The organism is Clostridium paraputrificum (assembly GCF_900447045.1).
Lineage (GTDB): Bacteria > Bacillota > Clostridia > Clostridiales > Clostridiaceae > Clostridium > Clostridium paraputrificum.
Genome location: NZ_UAWH01000016.1, coordinates 241,416 through 258,730, shown reverse-complemented (window position 1 = coordinate 258,730; position 17,315 = coordinate 241,416). Strand labels below are relative to the sequence as shown.

The window sequence follows — 17,315 nt, the reverse complement described above, 5'->3', positions numbered from 1 at the left end:
AAATATTGCTACAGCAGTATTTCTTTTTTTGTATGAATTATTTAGTATTTTGAGAGAATAATACTATTATCTATTTAGTTTAGAGGAGTGATTTATTGTGGATGAAAATCCAATGTTCTGTTATCAATGTGAACAAACAGCAGGGGGAAAAGGGTGTACTAAAATGGGTGTATGTGGTAAGACACCGGAAATAGCTAACCTTCAAGATTTACTAGTTTATCAATGTAAAGGAATAAGCGCTTATGCAGTGGATCTAATTGAGAAGGGCGAAATTATAGATAAGAGTATTGTTAGTTTTGTTGAAAATTCATTATTTACTACATTAACTAATGTGAATTTTGATGCAGAAGTACACGTTGAGATGCTTAAGGAATCTCAAAAGATAAAAGAGGCTTTAAGAGAAAAAGCGTCTAATAATAAAGAATATCCTGAACAAGCTACATATAATCTTAGTTCTACAAAAGAAGAAATGCTTGAAGATTCAGTAAGGGCAGGAATAATGTTTGATCAAACACTAGATGCAGATATCAGATCTTTAAGGCAGACAATTATTTATGGATTGAAAGGGATAAGTGCCTATGGACACCAAGCTAGATTCTTAGGATACTTTGATGATCAAGTTGATAACTTTTATTTTAGGGGACTAGAGTGTACTACTAATGATAATTTAAGTGTAGAAGAAATGATTCGTATGACTATGAGAACTGGAGATATGAGTGTTGCTGTAATGAAAAAACTTGATGAAGCAAATACAAATACTTATAAAAATCCAACAGTACATAAGGTTAATGTTAAGAGAGAAAAAGGACCTTTTATTATAGTTTCAGGACATGATTTAAGGGATTTAGAGATGTTATTACAACAAACAGAAGGGAAAGGAATAAATATATATACTCATGGTGAAATGATACCATCTCATGGTTATCCAGAATTAAAAAAATATAAGCATCTTGTAGGAAATTATGGTGGAGCATGGCAAGATCAACAAAAAGAATTTGATGGAATACCAGGATGTATTTTAATGACAACTAATTGTTTAATGAGACCAAGGGAAACTTATAAAGATAGAATATTTACAACAAGTGTAGTAGGATGGGATGGTGTTAAGTATATTCCTGCTGATAAAGATGGACATAAAGATTTTACTCCAATAATTGAAAAAGCTCTAGAACTTGGTGGTTTCACTGAATCAGAAGAACCACATGAAATTTTAGTAGGTTTTGGCCATAATGAAACTCTAAGTCATGCTGGAGAAATTGTTAATGCAGTAAAGGATGGAAAGATAAGACACTTCTTTTTAATTGGTGGATGCGATGGAGCAAGACCTGGAAGAAATTATTATACAGAATTTGCTCAAAAGGTTCCAGAAGACTGTGTTATATTAACTTTAGCCTGTGGTAAATATAGATTTAATAAATTAGATTTTGGTGAGGTGGCAGGTTTACCAAGATTATTAGATGTAGGCCAATGTAATGATGCCTATTCTGCTGTTAGAATTGCAACTGCACTTGCAGATGCCTTTGATACTGATGTAAATGGATTACCTTTATCCATTATTTTATCATGGTATGAACAAAAAGCAGTTGCAGACCTTTTAGCTTTACTTTCTTTAGGTATAAAAGGTGTTTTTTTAGGACCAACTTTACCAGCATTTTTAAGTCCTAATGTACTTCAATATTTAGTTGATACATTTAATTTACAACAAATAAGTCAACCAGATGATGATTTAAAAACTTGTTTACAACAAGGAATTGGATTATAAAATTGTAAAAAGATAAGTTGAATATTCAACTTATCTTTTTATTTCACGTCTATTTATCTTAAAACCTATTTTTTCTTCTATTTCTTTTAGCTGATTTTCATCCTTTGGAGCAACAAACATGCATGTATATCCATCTTCACCTGCACGTCCTGTTCTACCAATACGGTGAATATAGCTTTCAGGAGTTTCAGGAGTATCGTAGTTATATATGTGAGTTACACCTGAAATATCAATACCTCTAGCAGCTACATCAGTTGCAATTAAATATTGAATATCTGCATTTCTAAAAGCCTTTATTATTCTTTCGCGTTTTGGTTGAGGAACATCACTATGTATCTTTTGACAATTGTAACCTTTTTGATGAAGAGCTAATTCTAAAGCATCAGCTCTACGCTTAGTTCTGCAGAAAATAATAGCCATAAATGGATTATCTTCATTTAATGTAGAACAAAGGGCTTCTTGTTTCCATCTATCACTTACTTCTACAACTTCTTGTTTAATTTTATCTACTGCTATAGTTGGAGATTGTATATCTATAAATACTGGTTCCTTCATATATCTGTAGGCTAACTTTTTAACTTGGGAATCCATAGTAGCTGAGAAACAAAGTGTTTGGTGGTTTTTAGAACACACCTTCATAATTTTTTCTATTTCATTTTTGAATCCCATAAGAAGCATTTGGTCAGCTTCATCAATTACAATAGTTTTTAATTTAGATAAATCAACAGATTTTCTCTCAATATGATCTAAAAGTCTTCCAGGGGTAGCTATTATCATATGAATATTATTTTTCAGCTTCTTTAGTTGGCTTCCGATATCCTTACCTCCATATGCAGCTAAAATATTAATTTCTTCATTCACATTTAACTTATTAGCTTCTTCAGTAATTTGTATTGCTAATTCTCTAGTAGGAGATAATATAAGCACCTGTGTAGCATTAGATTTTGGTGATAGGTTTTGGAATATTGGTATCAAGAAAGCTAGAGTTTTACCAGTACCAGTTTTTGCTTCACCTATTAAATCTTTACCTAGTAGAATATGAGGAATACTTTCCTCTTGTATAGGAGTTGGAGTTTTAATTCCATTTTTATTTAATTTATTAACTATATTTTCATTTATTCCTAAGCTTTTAAAAGCCATAATTAATCATCCTTCCATATAAAGCAAATAAGAGCTTGGTATCAGCTGACAGACACTCAAACTCTATCCTAATTGGAATAGGGATTCCAATTGCTTAGTAATGATACCATTTAATAAGGTTATAGTCAAATGTATAGAGATTAAAAATGAGCATACGGATTGTTTGAAATATGTCGAATTCTTTGATATATTAGAATAATATAGAAGCTTAATATATATTTTTTAATATTTATTTAATCGTATACATACTTTGTGCTTTATGGAAGGAGGAGGCTATGAAAATATTAATTTTGTGTGCAACAGGAACATCAAGTAATATAGTTGTAGAATCAGTAAAAAAGGCAGTAGGGGATTTAAACATTAAAATTGCTGCAAAGGGAATAGAGGAAATTGAAGATAATGTTGAATCTTGTGACTTAATCCTATTAGGACCTCAGATTAAATATAAATTAGAAACGGTACAAAAAGTTGTAGAAGATAAGAATATACCAGTTGGAATAATAGATAGTATGGACTATGGGTTATGTAGAGGAGAAGAAATACTTAATAAGGCCATACAGCTTATAAGTTTATTCAAAGGAGAATAATATGACTAGGGATAATAGATATGAAGAAATATATCATTTCATATTAGAAACAACTAAATTACAAAGAGAAAATAATGAGAGAATAGGTGTAACAACAAATGAGGTGGCAGAGGGAATTGGTATAAAGAGAACTAATGCAAGTAGTGAGTTAAACAAACTTGTAAGAGATGGGTTAATAAAGAAAGAAGAAGGAAGGCCTGTAGTATATAAATGTATTGAGGATGATGAAGAAGTTGAAGTCATAAGTAGAAATGAAGTTGATGCATTTAATAAGTTTATTGGTTGCGAGGGAAGTTTAAAGAAGCCAATAAAGCAGGCAAAAGCGGCTATTAGTTATCCGCCAAGAGGACTTCACACCTTATTACTTGGTCCAACAGGTGTTGGTAAAACAATGTTTGCAGAAAAAATGTATGAGTATGCTAAAGAGAAGGGACAATTAAATGAAGATGCCCCTTTTGTTACTTTAAATTGTGCAGATTATAGTAATAATCCTCAGCTCTTACTATCACAGCTTTTTGGATATGTAAAGGGAGCCTTTACTGGAGCTAATAAAGATTATTCTGGGCTTGTTGAGTCTGCAGATAATGGAATATTATTTTTAGATGAAGTACATAGATTACCGCCAGAGGGACAAGAAACTTTATTTTATCTAATGGATAAAGGAGTCTTTTCTCCGGTAGGATCAACGGAGAGAAAGCATGTAGATGTTCTTATTATTTGTGCAACTACGGCTAGGAAAGAGGATTCATTATTAGATACCTTCACAAGAAGAATTCCTATGTCTATAAAGATACCTTCATTAAAGGAGAGAAGTAAAAAAGAGCGATTTAAAATAGCTCAAGCTTTTATTGAGGAAGAGGCTAGTAGGATAAAGAAAGAAATAGTTGTTAACAATGCTGTTTTAAAAAATCTTTTAAACTATGAGTGCTTAGGGAATATAGGTCAACTAAAAAGTGATATAAAGCTAATATGTGCTAATGCTTTTTTAGATGCTATTCATTTAAATAGAGATAAGGTTGAAATTGAGGTTATACACCTTCCAGATCATATAAGAAAGTATGGTATTTATGAAAATGATTTCGAAAGTGAGATAGAAGTTATAGTAGGAAAAAGTGATTTTTTAGTCTTCACTGGTGATGGAGGAGGAAAGATAGGCCATTCTAAAAATAAGATTAAGTATGAGTCTTTTTATGACAAGATAGAAAAAAGATTAAAGGATTTAAGTACAAGATATGATAATCAGGATGATATTGATACAATCATTAGGTTTGAAATTAATGGACAATTTAAAAATTATATAGAGGGTGTAAACAATAATATTGAACTTGAAAAAGTAGTTAGTAAGAAAAGTATTATGTATATGGAAACTCTATTAGCATTGGCTGAAAAGGAGCTATGCAAAAAGTTTTCTAAAAAAGTCTTTTATGGACTTTGCATGCACTTTGATTCAAGCATAAAAAGACTGGGTGAAAATAAAACCGTAGTAAATAAGAACCTTCTTAATGTAATAGAAAATCACCATAGGGAGTTTGAGTTAGTTAGAAACTTTATAAAAGGAATTGAAGGAGAGTTAGAGGTTAGGGTGCCTCTTGATGAGATAGCCTTTATAGCGATGTTCTTATGTATAGATGCAATTGAGAGCGATCTTAAGAACCAATTACCTAAGGTAATAATAAGCATGCATGGAAAGAGTACAGCATCATCTATGGCGGAAACTGTGAATTCTTTATTAGGAATAGATACTGTACAAGCTTATGATATGGAGCTTGATAAAGATTCGAGAACTTGCTATGAGGAATTAAAGGAAGTAGTAAGGAAGAATAGTAATGATGCTGGAGTTCTATTATTAGTAGATATGGGATCATTAATTATGTTTGGTGATTTAATTGGAGAGGAACTTTTAGTTAAGGTAAGGGTAATAGATTGTGTAACAACAATTACAGCCTTAGAGGTTGCAAGACATGCTGAGTTTGAAAGAGATATTGATGTTATATATAATTCTATTTTAAATAAGCAAAGAATGACCTTAATGGGTAATAGGTATAAGGATGAAACTAAAACTAAGAAAGAAAATATAATTATTGCAGCTTGTACTACTGGCGAAGGAAGTGCTAAAAAGATTAAGAAATTAATAGAGGATAATATAAATATTTCAGGAACCAATACTGAAATAATTACAGCAGCAATTACAAGTCATGAAAACATAAGCAATATTATAGGTAAGCTAGGCAAGGATAAAAATATAATAGCTGTTGTAGGAAGTATTGATCCAATGTTATATGGTGTACCATTCATATCTATAACAGATTTAATTATGCTAAATAAATATGGTGAACTTGAGAAGATGATAAAAACAACTGTAGTACAGAAAAAAGTTGAGGAAAATGAAGATTTAAATTTAATAATTGAGCAGGTATTTAATAAGCTAAAAGATAAAATTAATGGCTTTAATATAAATATATTTAAAAAGGACTTTGGAGTTTTTAAGAGATGGATAGAAAGTGAATTAAGCTATCAGTTTGATAAGGATACATTAATAGCTGTAGTATTCCACTTGTTAGCAACAACAGAGAATTTAGTTTTAAAAAGGAAGTGTAAGGAGCATAAAAATAAAGAGTATCTATTGATTTATTATGCAAATGAAATAAAGCAGATTAAGTATGCACTTAAGAATATAGAGGATGACTTAGAAGTTGAGTTCAAATTAGATGAGCTTTGCTATATACTTACCATACTGTATAAATTATAGAGTGATTTAAAAAGTGGTGTATGAAATGAATGTTAGTGTATGATTTGAAAATTTAAATAGTGTATAAAAAAGGAGGGGGAACCCTCTTTTTTTATAGGTTTTTGATTTTGGCATGGAAATTGCTTTGAATTAATAGTGAGAAAAATATTTATATAGGAGAGATATATATGACAAAAATTATCTTAGCATGTGCAGCAGGAATGTCCACATCACTATTAGTAAATAAAATGAAGGAGGTAGCAGAGGCGGAAAATATTGAGGCTTCAATAAAAGCTATTCCAGAAGCAGAGATATCACAACATTTAAATGAATGTGATGTTATATTACTTGGACCACAAGTAAAGTTTATGATTGATGAAATTAGAGCAATAGCTGCTCCTCAAAGTATTCCAGTAGAGGTTGTTCCAATGCAACATTATGGAATGATGAATGGAAAGGCAGTTTTAGAATTAGCTTTAAGTTTAAAGGGAGGTAATTAATAATGAAAAAAATTATGGATTATATGGAAAGAAAGGTAATGCCTATAGCCAATAAAATTGGTAACCAAGTACATATCAGAGCAATATCTGCTGGTATGGTTAGCTTAGTAGGAATTATTATACTTGCTTCAATAGCTACATTAGTTCAAAATTTGCAAGTGGAATCATATCAAAACTTTATTACTAATACAGAAGCAGGACAAGTAATTTGGAATATAACTCAAAATATTTGGTGGGGATGTCTTGCTATGTATGGACTATTTGTTTGTGCAACAGTTGGACAATCACTTTGGAGAAACTATGGTCATAATGGACTTGATGGGTTATGTGTAGCATTGGCTTCATATTTTGTATTAATTCCATGGATGGCACAAGTTCCAAATGGAAAAGAAGCACCAATTAGAGCCTTTGGATTTATTAATTATACTAGTTTTAGTGCGGATGCGTTATTTGCTTGTATGATTATAGCTCTTGTATCAGTTGAAATATTGCATAGATTATCAAATGTTAAAGCATTTAAGATTAAGATGCCAGATGTAGTTCCAACAGCAGTAAGTGATTCATTTTCAAAATTAATACCAACTATGTTAACAGTTATTATATTTGCGGTAATATCATATTTAATTATGAGATTTGCTGATGGTAAATCATTTAATCAATTAATAACAATGGCTATAACAAAACCACTACAAGGATTTAGTGATAATTTAGTAACAGCTATAGTAGCACCATTTGTTATATCATTCTTATGGTTCTTTGGAATTCATGGTTCAAATATTGTGGGACCAATACTTGCAGCTGTTTTAGCACCGCTTGGAATGTCAAATATTGAAATGTACGCTCAAGGTGTTACTGATTGGTCTCAATATAATGTATTAACTTACCAATTTATATCTTCATTTGTTAATATGGGTGGAGCAGCATGTACAATAGGTTTAATAGTTGCTATGTTTATTACAAACAGAAGAAGACATAAGGTATTATTATCTCTTGCAGGTCCTACAGGTGCATTTAATATAAATGAACCAATAATATTTGGATTCCCAATAGTTTTAAATCCATATTTATTTATACCGTTTGTAATAGGACCATCAATTATTAGTGCAATTTCATATTTAGCAATTAAATTCCAATTAGTTCACCCAGTTGTAGCGTCAGTTCCTTGGACAACACCTCCAATATTAAATGGATTCTTAGCAACAGGTATGCATTGGACAGGAGCAGCATTATCAGTAGTTAATATAGTAGTTGTTGTATTACTATATATACCATTCTTAAAATTAATAGAAAGAAATGAAGAAAAACAATTATTAAATAAATAAAAACATTCATTGGAGAGGAGATCATATGGGAATAGGAATTAGTATATATCCATTAAATAGTACTGTTGAAGAAAATAAAGCTTATATAGAAAAAGCAGCAAAACTTGGATACAGTAGAGTATTTACCTCTATGTTAGAATTAGATAGCCATAAGGAAAAAGCTTTAAATCAGGTTGAAAAATACAGAGAATTATTAAAATTTTCAAGGAATCTAGGGATGAGAGTATTTATAGATATAAATCCTGAAGTTCTTAAGATAATAGATATAAATCCTATGGATTTGAAATTCTTTAAAGATTTAGGAGCAACTGGACTTAGATTAGATGGAATGTTTAATGGATTCTATGAATCAATGGTTACATTTAATAAATTTGATTTAGATATTGAAATAAATGGCTCCTTTGATAGTGGATATGTTAATAATATTATGGATATAGGTTGTAAGAGGGGGAAGCTTGTGACTTGTCACAACTTCTACCCTGAAAAAGATACAGGTTTAGGATTAGAGTATTTTAAGGCTTGTCATATGAGGCATAAGTCATTAGGATTACATACAGCTGCTTTTGTTGATGCAACTAAAGGAGGAAGACTAGGACCATGGTTATCTAATGATGGCTTGTGTACATTAGAAAAGCATAGAGGAATAGATATAACGGTTCAAGCGCAAGAATTATTTGCTTTAGGAATAGATGATGTAATAATAGGTAATGCTTTTGCAACAAATGAAGAGTTAGAGTCTCTTGCAAAGCTAGATGAAAATATTATATCTTTAAAAGTTACTATGGAAGAAGTTACAGAGGTTGAGAAGTCAATATTTAATAAGGTGCTTCAAAACAGATGGGATTATAGTGACTCTGTCATAAGACATACAATGGGAAGAAAAGAATTTAAGGACAAAGAAATAAAATCAACAACTAAAGAAGATAGAATTGTTCCTATAGGAACTGTCTTAATTAATAATAATGATTATCTTAATTATAAAGGAGAGGTACTCGTAGCCTGCAAGGATATTGCGTTAGATAATAGAAGAAATGTAATAGCAACTGTATGCAACTCTCACATAGAATTACTAAAATATATTAAATCAGGGAAAAAGTTTAAGTTGGAGGAGTAGTATGGACGAAAGAACTTTAAATAGTGCAATGAACATAATTATGTATGCAGGAGATGCTAGAAGCTCAATTATAACAGCATTGAAGGTAGCAAGAGAAGGAAGTAAGGAAAAAGGCTTAGAGTTACTTGAGGAAGCAAAGAAAAATTTACTTGAAGCTCATAAGATTCAAACTGAATTACTTCAAGGAGAAATGCAAGGTAATCCATGTGAATTTAGTTTATTATTAGTACATTCTCAAGATCATTTAATGAATGCTATGCTTGCAAAGGATTTAGCAGAACAAATTATTTTAATGATAGAATAGGAGGGATATTATGACTTTAGGGTTTAAAGAAAACTTCTTATGGGGAGGGGCTCTATCAGCTAATCAAGTTGAAGGGGCTTACCTAGAAGGGGGAAAGGGCTTATCCACAGCAGATGTACTTCCAAAAGGAATGATGAGTTCACCAGTTATACCACCAGAGGGAGACTATCCATCTCATACAGCAATCGATTTTTATCATAGATATAAAGAGGATATAAAACTTTTCAAAGAATTAGGTTTTAAATGTTTACGATTATCTATTGCTTGGAGTAGAATATTTCCTAATGGAGATGAAGAAACTCCAAATGAAGAAGGATTAAAGTTTTATGATGATGTATTTGATGAATTAATCTCAAATGGTATAGAACCTGTAGTAACCTTATCTCACTATGAAATGCCATTAGGTCTATGTAGCAAATATGGTGGGTTTACAAATAGAAAGCTTATAGGATTTTTTGAAAGATATGTAAGAACCGTTTTTATAAGATACAAGGATAAGGTAAAGTATTGGATGACTTTTAACGAAATCAATAGTATAACTGTAATGAGATTTACATGTGGTGGTATCATTCCTAAAGAAGGTGAGAATCCAAGGCAATTAAGCTATGAGGGAGCACATAATCAATTAGTTGCAAGTGCTTTAGCAGTTAAAGCATGTCATGAAATAGTAGATGGTGGAAAGATAGGGTGTATGATTAATTATGGATGTGTATATCCTATGACTTGTAATCCACTTGATGCATTAGATGCTTTAGATAAAGATAGAAGAACGTTATTCTTTGCTGACGTGCAAATTAGAGGAAAATATCCAAATTATCAAAAGAGATTTTTTAGAGAAAATAATATCTCCATAGGAATATCAGAAGAGGATGAAAAGATACTAAGAGAAAATACTGTAGATTTCCTTGGTATGAGTTATTACATGAGTAGGGTTGCAAGTACTGATGCTGAACATCTTGAAAAAGCAGAAGGGAATATATTTAAAATGGTTAAAAACCCTTATCTTAAATCATCAGAATGGGGATGGCAAATAGATCCAGAAGGATTAAGATTCTCATTAAATACATTATATGATAGATATGAAGTTCCTATATTTATAGTTGAAAATGGACTTGGAGCAATAGATGTTGTTGAGGAAGATGGCTCAATTAATGATGATTATAGAATTGACTATTTAAGAAAACATATAAGTGCTATGAAAGAGGCTGTAAATGATGGTGTTGACCTTATAGGATATACATCTTGGGGACCAATAGACTTAGTGAGTGCATCTACAGGTGAAATGAAGAAACGTTATGGATTTATCTATGTAGATAAGGATGATGAGGGAAATGGAACTTTAGAGAGAAGAAAAAAGAAGAGTTTTAACTGGTACAAAGAAGTAATTGAAAGTAATGGGGAAAAACTTTAAACTAATATTATATATAGAAAGAAGTAGAATTTACAATTTAAATTCTACTTCTTTCTATATATTTATGTAAAAAGTGATGCTAAATAAGAAGTTAAAAATGAAATTATAATTTAGATTTGCTAATAAGGATAATTATGGTAAAATGTATACAAACATTGGAATTTATCGAGGCTGGTGAGAATATGGAGAAACAAGAGATGAACTCAAATAAAAAGTTTTGGAATAGATTTGCTAGTAAATATGATTTTATAATAAAAAAAGATGAGCAAGCTTATGAAGAGATGATTAAACTTATTAGAAGAGATGTAAATTCTAAAATGGAAATGTTGGAGCTTGCAACAGGTACAGGATTAATTGCTTTAAGAATAGCAGATAAAGTGAAGTATTTGGAGGCTACTGATTTTTCTGAAGAAATGATAAAAGAAGCAAAACGTAAAGAGAGGCCTAATAATCTTAATTTTTCAGTAGAGGATGCATGTGATTTACCTTATGGTTCTAAAACATTTGATTGTGTACTTATATCTAATGCACTTCACATAATGCCAAAGCCTGAGGAAGCACTTAGTAATATTAAAAGAGTATTAAAGGATGAGGGGATCTTAATAGCACCAACTTTTACACATAAGAGTAGTATAAAAGCTAAAGTGTTATGGAAACTTATGTCTATTGTAGGTTTTAAGGCTTATAGCAAATGGACAACTGATGAGTATATTAAGTTTATAAAAAGTAATGGCTTTAAAATAAAGAAAAGTAAAAAAATAAAAGGAACTTTTGAGTTAGCATATATTGTAGCAATTAAAGAATGTAGGTAAAATAGTATCTAGATTCTTTTTTCTTTAGGAGGAAAATATGAGAAACATAAAAATGTTATTACAATATGATGGAACAAGATATAAGGGATGGCAAAAGCAGAATCAAAAAGGCAATTCTGTTGTAACAATACAAGGAAAAATCGAAAATGTTTTAAGTAAAATGACAGGGGAGGAAATAGAAGTAATAGGTTGTGGCAGAACAGATTCTGGAGTTCATGCAGATAATTATGTGGCAAACTTCTTTACTGATTCAAAAATGACTTTAGTGGAAATGATGAGTTATCTTGAAGAATATTTACCAGAGGATATTGTGGTTAAAGAACTTAAGATAGCAAGTGATAGGTTTCACTCTAGGTTAAATGTAAAGGGAAAAACCTATGTGTATTCAATTCAAAACACAAAATATCAAGATGTATTTTCCAAGAGATTTGCTTATCATATAAAAGAAGAATTAGATATAGAAAGTATGAGAGAAGGTGCAAAGTATCTTATAGGCACTCATGATTTTAAGAGTTTTACTAATTTAAAAGTAAAGAATGGTAAAAAGTCCACTATAAGAACTATAAGGGATATAAAAATAACAAATTATAATGGATTTGTACAAATAGAAGTAAGTGGAAATGGATTTCTGTTAAATATGGTAAGAATAATTGTAGGAACATTAGTAGAGGTTGGAGTTCATAAAAGGAATCCAGAAGATATTAAAGAGATATTAGAGTCTAAGAATAGAGAAAATTCAGGTCTAAAGGTTCCAGGGAAAGGATTAATGCTTAAAAATTTAGAATATTAATTCAAAAGTGTTGACTTATATCAAATAAAAGAATAGTATTAAGTAGGAAAATTTGTTAGGTGAGGCTCCTATAAAGATAGATGCTGCTACCCAGAAAAATCGAGAGATTCCAATGGGTTAACAATAATTATCGCCAAGGTAATTTTTAACGTAGCTGACAAGAAAAGGTCAAAGCTTTATAGTGCTAAAGCTCTACAATTAAATTGTGTTATATTTAAGGCTTTTTAACGTAGGGTTAAAAGGTCTTTTTTTATTCTTTAGGAAATTATAGCATCAATTAAATTGTGGATAACTTCAACAATTTAGCTAGATATTATTTCATTTCTTCCTAAAGAATAAAAAATAAAATATATGCCCCTGCAAGATTTTCTTCAGGCAAGCTTCGGAAATGCAGATGGGCAAAAAAATAAGGTGGTGAATTAAATGGAATCTGATGCCAGTAGGAGTATAAAAGTTAAGACGGAAAACAAAATAAAGGATGAGGATGAAGTTTGTTCGCCGTATAGGGTGTTTTATCCTCTTATATAAGGAGGAGTTATAATGAAGAAAGAATTAAATGAAAAGGATTTATTAGAAAAATTACTAAATTATACTCAGGAGGAGCTAGAAGAGAAGATTGAGGATATTCATCCTGCTGATGTATTAGATTTACTTCATGACAACGAAGATGATTTCTTTAAGATATTAAAAAGATTACCAGATTGGTTTATTGCAGCTATTCTTGAGGAAGAAGATGATGAAGAAAAGTATGAAATTTTAAAGAAGTTTTCTGAAAATAAGCAAAAGAAGATTTTAGGTGAGATGTCCTCTGATGAGTTAACAGATCTTGTTGGAGTCTTAGATGAAGAAGAAATTAAAGATGTTTTAAAGAAAATAAATGAAGAAGATAGAAAAGATGTTTATAAGCTTCTTTCATATGAGCCAGATACAGCTGGTGGTATTATGGCAACGGAGTTTGTATCAATAAGGGAAAATAAAACTATTGAAAAAACCCTAAAGTATTTACAAAAGGAAGCTCCAGATGCTGAATCTGCATATTATCTTTATGTTATTAATAAGGAAAATGTCTTAAAAGGTGTAGTTTCTTTAAGAGATATAGTATGCAATGACTTTGATACAAAGATATCTGAAATAACAAATACCAATGTAATATCAGTGCCGTACTATATGGATCAGGAAGAAGTGGCTAGCAAGTTTGAAAAGTATGGATTTATGACAATGCCAGTTGTAGATGAGAATAATAAGATTTTAGGAATAGTAACTGTAGATGATATAGTTGAGGTTATGCAGGAGGAAACTACAGAAGATATCCATCGTCTTGGTGGTGTGGATGAAGAGGAAAAAGTAGATGGTTCCCTTAGAGATTCTGTAAAAAGTAGATTACCGTGGCTTATAGTAAACTTAATTACTGCAATTCTTGCAGCTTCTGTTGTAGGAGCTTTCGAAGGCACAATAAGTCAAGTTGTAACTCTTGCAACCTTTATGCCTATTGTAGCAGGAATGGGAGGAAACGCAGGAACACAATCATTAACAATAGTAGTTCGTGGTATTGCATTAGGAGAATTAGATAAAGATAATGGGATGAGAATTTTTATAAAAGAGTTATTAGTAGGCCTTGTAACAGGTATAGTTATTGGAGCCATTATAGCAGTTTTAGGTTTTATATGGGAAAGGAACTTTGTATTTGGTATTGTAATTGGTGTTGCAATGATATTAAATATGATGGTAGCAACAATGTCGGGGTTTATAGTTCCAGTAATACTAAAGAAGCTTAAGGTAGACCCTGCACTAGCATCAGCAGTGTTTGTAACAACAGTTACTGATGTTTTAGGCTTTTTCTTTTTCCTTGGACTTGCAACTATGTTTATTAGTTATTTAATCTAGTTTAGATAAATGGAGGTTTTTATGGAGTGGTATTGTGCAGTATGGAATAGTGATAAGGTAAGTAATGTAATGGGAGCCCAGTTTTTATATGAGCAGTTATGTCAAGGGGAAGATTCTCTAGTTGGAGACATTGGATTAATAGATGAGTTTTTTGAAGATTTAATATCTAATGGAGAAAAGTTAGATATAAACAAGGGTAAAGGCTTTATAATTATTGGATGTTTACTTGAAGATGCAGAAGAGATTGATAATCTAGTTAAGGGGTTAGCTAAACAACATGGATTATCTTATTATGAACCTCAAAATATGACTTATATTTTTTAAAAGTAAAGGACATGATATCTATAGGATATCTTGTCCGTTTTCTTCTAATAATATATTTGTATCTAAGACAGTAAGTTTATTATTTATAGCAAATATTAAAAAAGTATCTCTAATAACCTTAGGGTAAAGTCGTCCTTCTTTAGCTATAGTAAGAGCTCTATCTGTTTCATCTAATGTAAGTTGTAGGGATAAGCAAAGCTTAATTATATTATTTCTACTAGGATTTTTACTTCCATTTAAAATTTGGTATCCATATGTACGATCAATATCTGCATTAGCAATTAAAGTACTTTTGCTTATATTTTTTTTATTACAAAGGTTAACTAAGTATTCAGAAATAGTTAGTTCCTTAACATCTAAATCCTTAGAAATATATGTTTTTAAATTTTTATAATTATCTATAGAATTAAGAGTATTTAATAATTCAGAAGTCTTTTTATCAATCATAGTTATTCCATCCTTAAATAAAAAATGAGATAATAATATTATATATTATATTATAGTTAAGTGAAAGTTTAGGTGGAACATGGAGATGAATTATAATGTTGGTTATAAATTATCATTGTATAAGGAACTAACGGTAATAAATGAATCGGATAAAAGTAAAATAGAGTTGGTTCAGAATATAGTAGATAATAAGATATATGTAAAAAAGACATTGTCAAATTATAAAAAAGGAGTTTTTAAAGAATTACAAAAGATTGATAACATAGGTATTCCGAAGGTTTATGAAGTTATTGAGGATGAGATGATACTTTATGTAATTGAAGAATTTATTAATGGTAAAACTCTAGAGGAAATCCAGGGGGAAGGAGTATTATCAGAGGATAGGGTTATAGAATATGGTATAAAGATTTGCGAAATATTAGATGTTTTACATAATTTAAGTAGTCCAATAATACATAGGGATATAAAGCCCTCTAATATTATTGTAGATAATAATGGTATAGTTAAATTAATAGACTTTGATGTGTCAAGAATACATAAAAGTGATGAAAATAGGGATACTCAGATATTAGGAACAGAAGGATATGCATCCCCAGAGCAATTTGGCTTTAATCAAACAGATAGTAGAAGTGATATTTATTCTATTGGGGTTTTAATGAATGTTTTAACAACAGGAAAACTACCAAGGGATAAAAAGAATGATGAAAAATTAGCTAAAGTAATTGAAAAATGTATTAAGATTTCTCCTAATGAAAGATATAAAACATGTCTTGAGCTTAAGGAAGATTTAGAGTTATGTAGTGGCAAACAAATAAAATATAGAAAGAGTAAAATGTTTATTAGAAACTTACCTGGATTTAGAAGAGGAAAGCCTTCTTATATTTTAGCTGCATCATTATGGTACATATTTTTAGTATTTGCTATTTTTATTGATATAGGTACAAAAAGTTTCTCTTATATTATTGGTGATATTAGTATGCTTATAGCATTATTCGGGTTGACTTTTCTTTATGGAAACTACAATAATATACAATCTATGTTACCTTTATTAAAGGGAAATAATAAAAGTATTAGAAAAGTAGGGGTTACTATTTATACTATATTAATTATAATCTTTGCTGGCATGATGTTAAACATATTTCAATAGGTGTATGCTGATAGCATACCAATGAAACTCTAAATATTTTTATAATGATACTAGTCCAAGAAAATGGACAAGTATCATTTTTGTTTTAAAGGAGGAATAATAATGAAGAAGATTTTAATTGGGGTAGTAATAATACTTATTGTTTTAGTTGGAGGATGTACAGCATTAATGGGGGGGATGGCAAAATCAGCCTCTGACACAATAAATCAAATGGAAGATGACAAAAAATCTAAAGATGAATTATATAATGAGATGGCAAAGAAGGTTAATTGGGAGGTTAAAAAAGGGGAGTATTCAAGCGAAATAGTAGGGATATTTGAGAATACTTCAAATGAAACAATAGATTACATACAGTTTAATTATAAGTTATATGATGGTAATGGGGTTACTATTGAGAGTTCATTTACAAATGAAACTGATATAAAACCAGGAGAAAAAAGAGAAGTTAAGATTATGCTAATAAAGAAAGATTTTAGTAAATATGAGATAGATGTAGTATCAAGTGCTATATAGATAATATTGTAATCATGGACTAGCCATTCAATTAAAAGTAGGATAATTAGATGTTATTATTAGGGGATATAAATAATATATATTAAGTGATTAACTTTTTATATATTATGGGAGGAAGAAAGATGGTTTGTTCAAGTTGTGGTAATGAAATGGTAAAGGGAAATCTTTTTGGTGATAGATATGCACTAAAATGGCAAGCAGAAGATAAGAAGCTAGTGGCAGGTATATGGTCAAAAGGGGGCATAAAGTTAAAGACTAATTCAGCTTTTGGAAGACCTAGAAGTGAAGCTTATGTTTGCCAACAATGCAAAAAGCTAGTTATTGATCTTGAAACTCAAGCTGTATAGTAACATATATAAAATCAAGAATAATAGTTTTATAATTTCTTACTTTTAGTAGTGGGGGATATTTGTTTTGAGATGGAGCAAAATAAATATCCTCCACTTTTTTATTCTTTTATGTAAAACTTGTCTTTATTTACATTAAGGTATAAAATAGTTGATGTGTTTTAAAAAAGTATAAGAAATGGG

17 protein-coding genes and 1 riboswitch are annotated in these 17,315 nt (G+C 30.3%); of the genes, 15 read left to right on the top strand and 2 right to left on the bottom strand.

Annotated features, from left to right (window positions below; all coding sequences use genetic code 11):
- Nucleotides 1-97 precede the first annotated feature (97 nt).
- A complete protein-coding gene (gene hcp / locus DR024_RS14540) occupies nucleotides 98-1,762 on the top strand; it encodes a hydroxylamine reductase (protein ID WP_027097339.1) in 1,665 nt (554 codons plus the stop codon).
- Between the two features lie 30 nt (nucleotides 1,763-1,792).
- Here hcp and DR024_RS14535 read toward each other — a convergent pair whose 3' ends face one another.
- Complete coding sequence (locus DR024_RS14535; RefSeq protein ID WP_027097340.1) at nucleotides 1,793-2,902, bottom strand: DEAD/DEAH box helicase; 1,110 nt, start codon at nucleotides 2,900-2,902, stop codon at nucleotides 1,793-1,795.
- Between the two features lie 275 nt (nucleotides 2,903-3,177).
- On the opposite strand from DR024_RS14535, the gene DR024_RS14530 reads away from it, so the two are divergent.
- From DR024_RS14530 to DR024_RS14480, 11 genes are all read left to right on the top strand, one after another.
- Nucleotides 3,178-3,489: a PTS sugar transporter subunit IIB gene (locus DR024_RS14530; RefSeq protein ID WP_034865871.1), complete on the top strand. Its 312-nt coding sequence runs from the start codon at nucleotides 3,178-3,180 to the stop codon at nucleotides 3,487-3,489.
- 1 nt (nucleotide 3,490) lies between these two features.
- On the top strand, nucleotides 3,491-6,238 hold the full coding sequence (locus DR024_RS14525) for a sigma-54-dependent transcriptional regulator (RefSeq protein ID WP_034865872.1): 2,748 nt from the start codon (nucleotides 3,491-3,493) through the stop codon (nucleotides 6,236-6,238).
- A gap of 167 nt (nucleotides 6,239-6,405) precedes the next feature.
- Nucleotides 6,406-6,717, top strand: a complete 312-nt coding sequence (locus DR024_RS14520; protein WP_027097342.1) for a PTS sugar transporter subunit IIB — start codon at nucleotides 6,406-6,408, stop codon at nucleotides 6,715-6,717.
- A 2-nt stretch (nucleotides 6,718-6,719) separates the two neighbouring features.
- The gene (locus DR024_RS14515; protein ID WP_055184900.1) at nucleotides 6,720-8,039 is read left to right on the top strand and encodes a PTS sugar transporter subunit IIC; all 1,320 of its coding nucleotides are present in this window, start codon (nucleotides 6,720-6,722) and stop codon (nucleotides 8,037-8,039) included.
- 25 nt (nucleotides 8,040-8,064) lie between these two features.
- On the top strand, nucleotides 8,065-9,153 hold the full coding sequence (locus tag DR024_RS14510) for a DUF871 domain-containing protein (RefSeq protein WP_027097344.1): 1,089 nt from the start codon (nucleotides 8,065-8,067) through the stop codon (nucleotides 9,151-9,153).
- Nucleotide 9,154: 1 nt separating this feature from the next.
- Nucleotides 9,155-9,457, top strand: a complete 303-nt coding sequence (locus DR024_RS14505; protein ID WP_027097345.1) for a PTS sugar transporter subunit IIA — start codon at nucleotides 9,155-9,157, stop codon at nucleotides 9,455-9,457.
- 10 nt (nucleotides 9,458-9,467) lie between these two features.
- The gene (locus DR024_RS14500; RefSeq protein WP_111919072.1) at nucleotides 9,468-10,868 is read left to right on the top strand and encodes a glycoside hydrolase family 1 protein; all 1,401 of its coding nucleotides are present in this window, start codon (nucleotides 9,468-9,470) and stop codon (nucleotides 10,866-10,868) included.
- Nucleotides 10,869-11,065: 197 nt separating this feature from the next.
- On the top strand, nucleotides 11,066-11,680 hold the full coding sequence (locus DR024_RS14495; protein ID WP_027097347.1) for a class I SAM-dependent methyltransferase: 615 nt from the start codon (nucleotides 11,066-11,068) through the stop codon (nucleotides 11,678-11,680).
- Nucleotides 11,681-11,717: 37 nt separating this feature from the next.
- Nucleotides 11,718-12,470: a tRNA pseudouridine(38-40) synthase TruA gene (truA, locus tag DR024_RS14490; RefSeq protein WP_027097348.1), complete on the top strand. Its 753-nt coding sequence runs from the start codon at nucleotides 11,718-11,720 to the stop codon at nucleotides 12,468-12,470.
- Nucleotides 12,471-12,514: 44 nt separating this feature from the next.
- Nucleotides 12,515-12,680: riboswitch (M-box (ykoK) riboswitch) on the top strand.
- A gap of 330 nt (nucleotides 12,681-13,010) precedes the next feature.
- Nucleotides 13,011-14,354: a magnesium transporter gene (gene mgtE, locus DR024_RS14485; protein ID WP_055184904.1), complete on the top strand. Its 1,344-nt coding sequence runs from the start codon at nucleotides 13,011-13,013 to the stop codon at nucleotides 14,352-14,354.
- Nucleotides 14,355-14,375: 21 nt separating this feature from the next.
- A complete protein-coding gene (locus DR024_RS14480) occupies nucleotides 14,376-14,678 on the top strand; it encodes a hypothetical protein (RefSeq protein WP_055184906.1) in 303 nt (100 codons plus the stop codon).
- A gap of 18 nt (nucleotides 14,679-14,696) precedes the next feature.
- On the opposite strand, the gene DR024_RS14475 is transcribed toward DR024_RS14480, so the two are convergent.
- Nucleotides 14,697-15,125 (bottom strand): helix-turn-helix domain-containing protein, encoded by a 429-nt coding sequence (locus tag DR024_RS14475; RefSeq protein WP_055253695.1) that lies wholly within the window; start codon nucleotides 15,123-15,125, stop codon nucleotides 14,697-14,699.
- Between the two features lie 85 nt (nucleotides 15,126-15,210).
- On the opposite strand from DR024_RS14475, the gene DR024_RS14470 reads away from it, so the two are divergent.
- The 3 genes from DR024_RS14470 to DR024_RS14460 all read left to right on the top strand — a co-directional run bounded on the left by DR024_RS14470 (nucleotide 15,211) and on the right by DR024_RS14460 (nucleotide 17,132).
- Complete coding sequence (locus tag DR024_RS14470; RefSeq protein WP_172458954.1) at nucleotides 15,211-16,272, top strand: serine/threonine-protein kinase; 1,062 nt, start codon at nucleotides 15,211-15,213, stop codon at nucleotides 16,270-16,272.
- A 102-nt stretch (nucleotides 16,273-16,374) separates the two neighbouring features.
- Complete coding sequence (locus tag DR024_RS14465; protein ID WP_027097353.1) at nucleotides 16,375-16,785, top strand: FxLYD domain-containing protein; 411 nt, start codon at nucleotides 16,375-16,377, stop codon at nucleotides 16,783-16,785.
- A gap of 122 nt (nucleotides 16,786-16,907) precedes the next feature.
- A complete protein-coding gene (locus tag DR024_RS14460) occupies nucleotides 16,908-17,132 on the top strand; it encodes a PF20097 family protein (protein WP_027097354.1) in 225 nt (74 codons plus the stop codon).
- The last annotated feature ends 183 nt before the right edge of the window (nucleotides 17,133-17,315 follow it).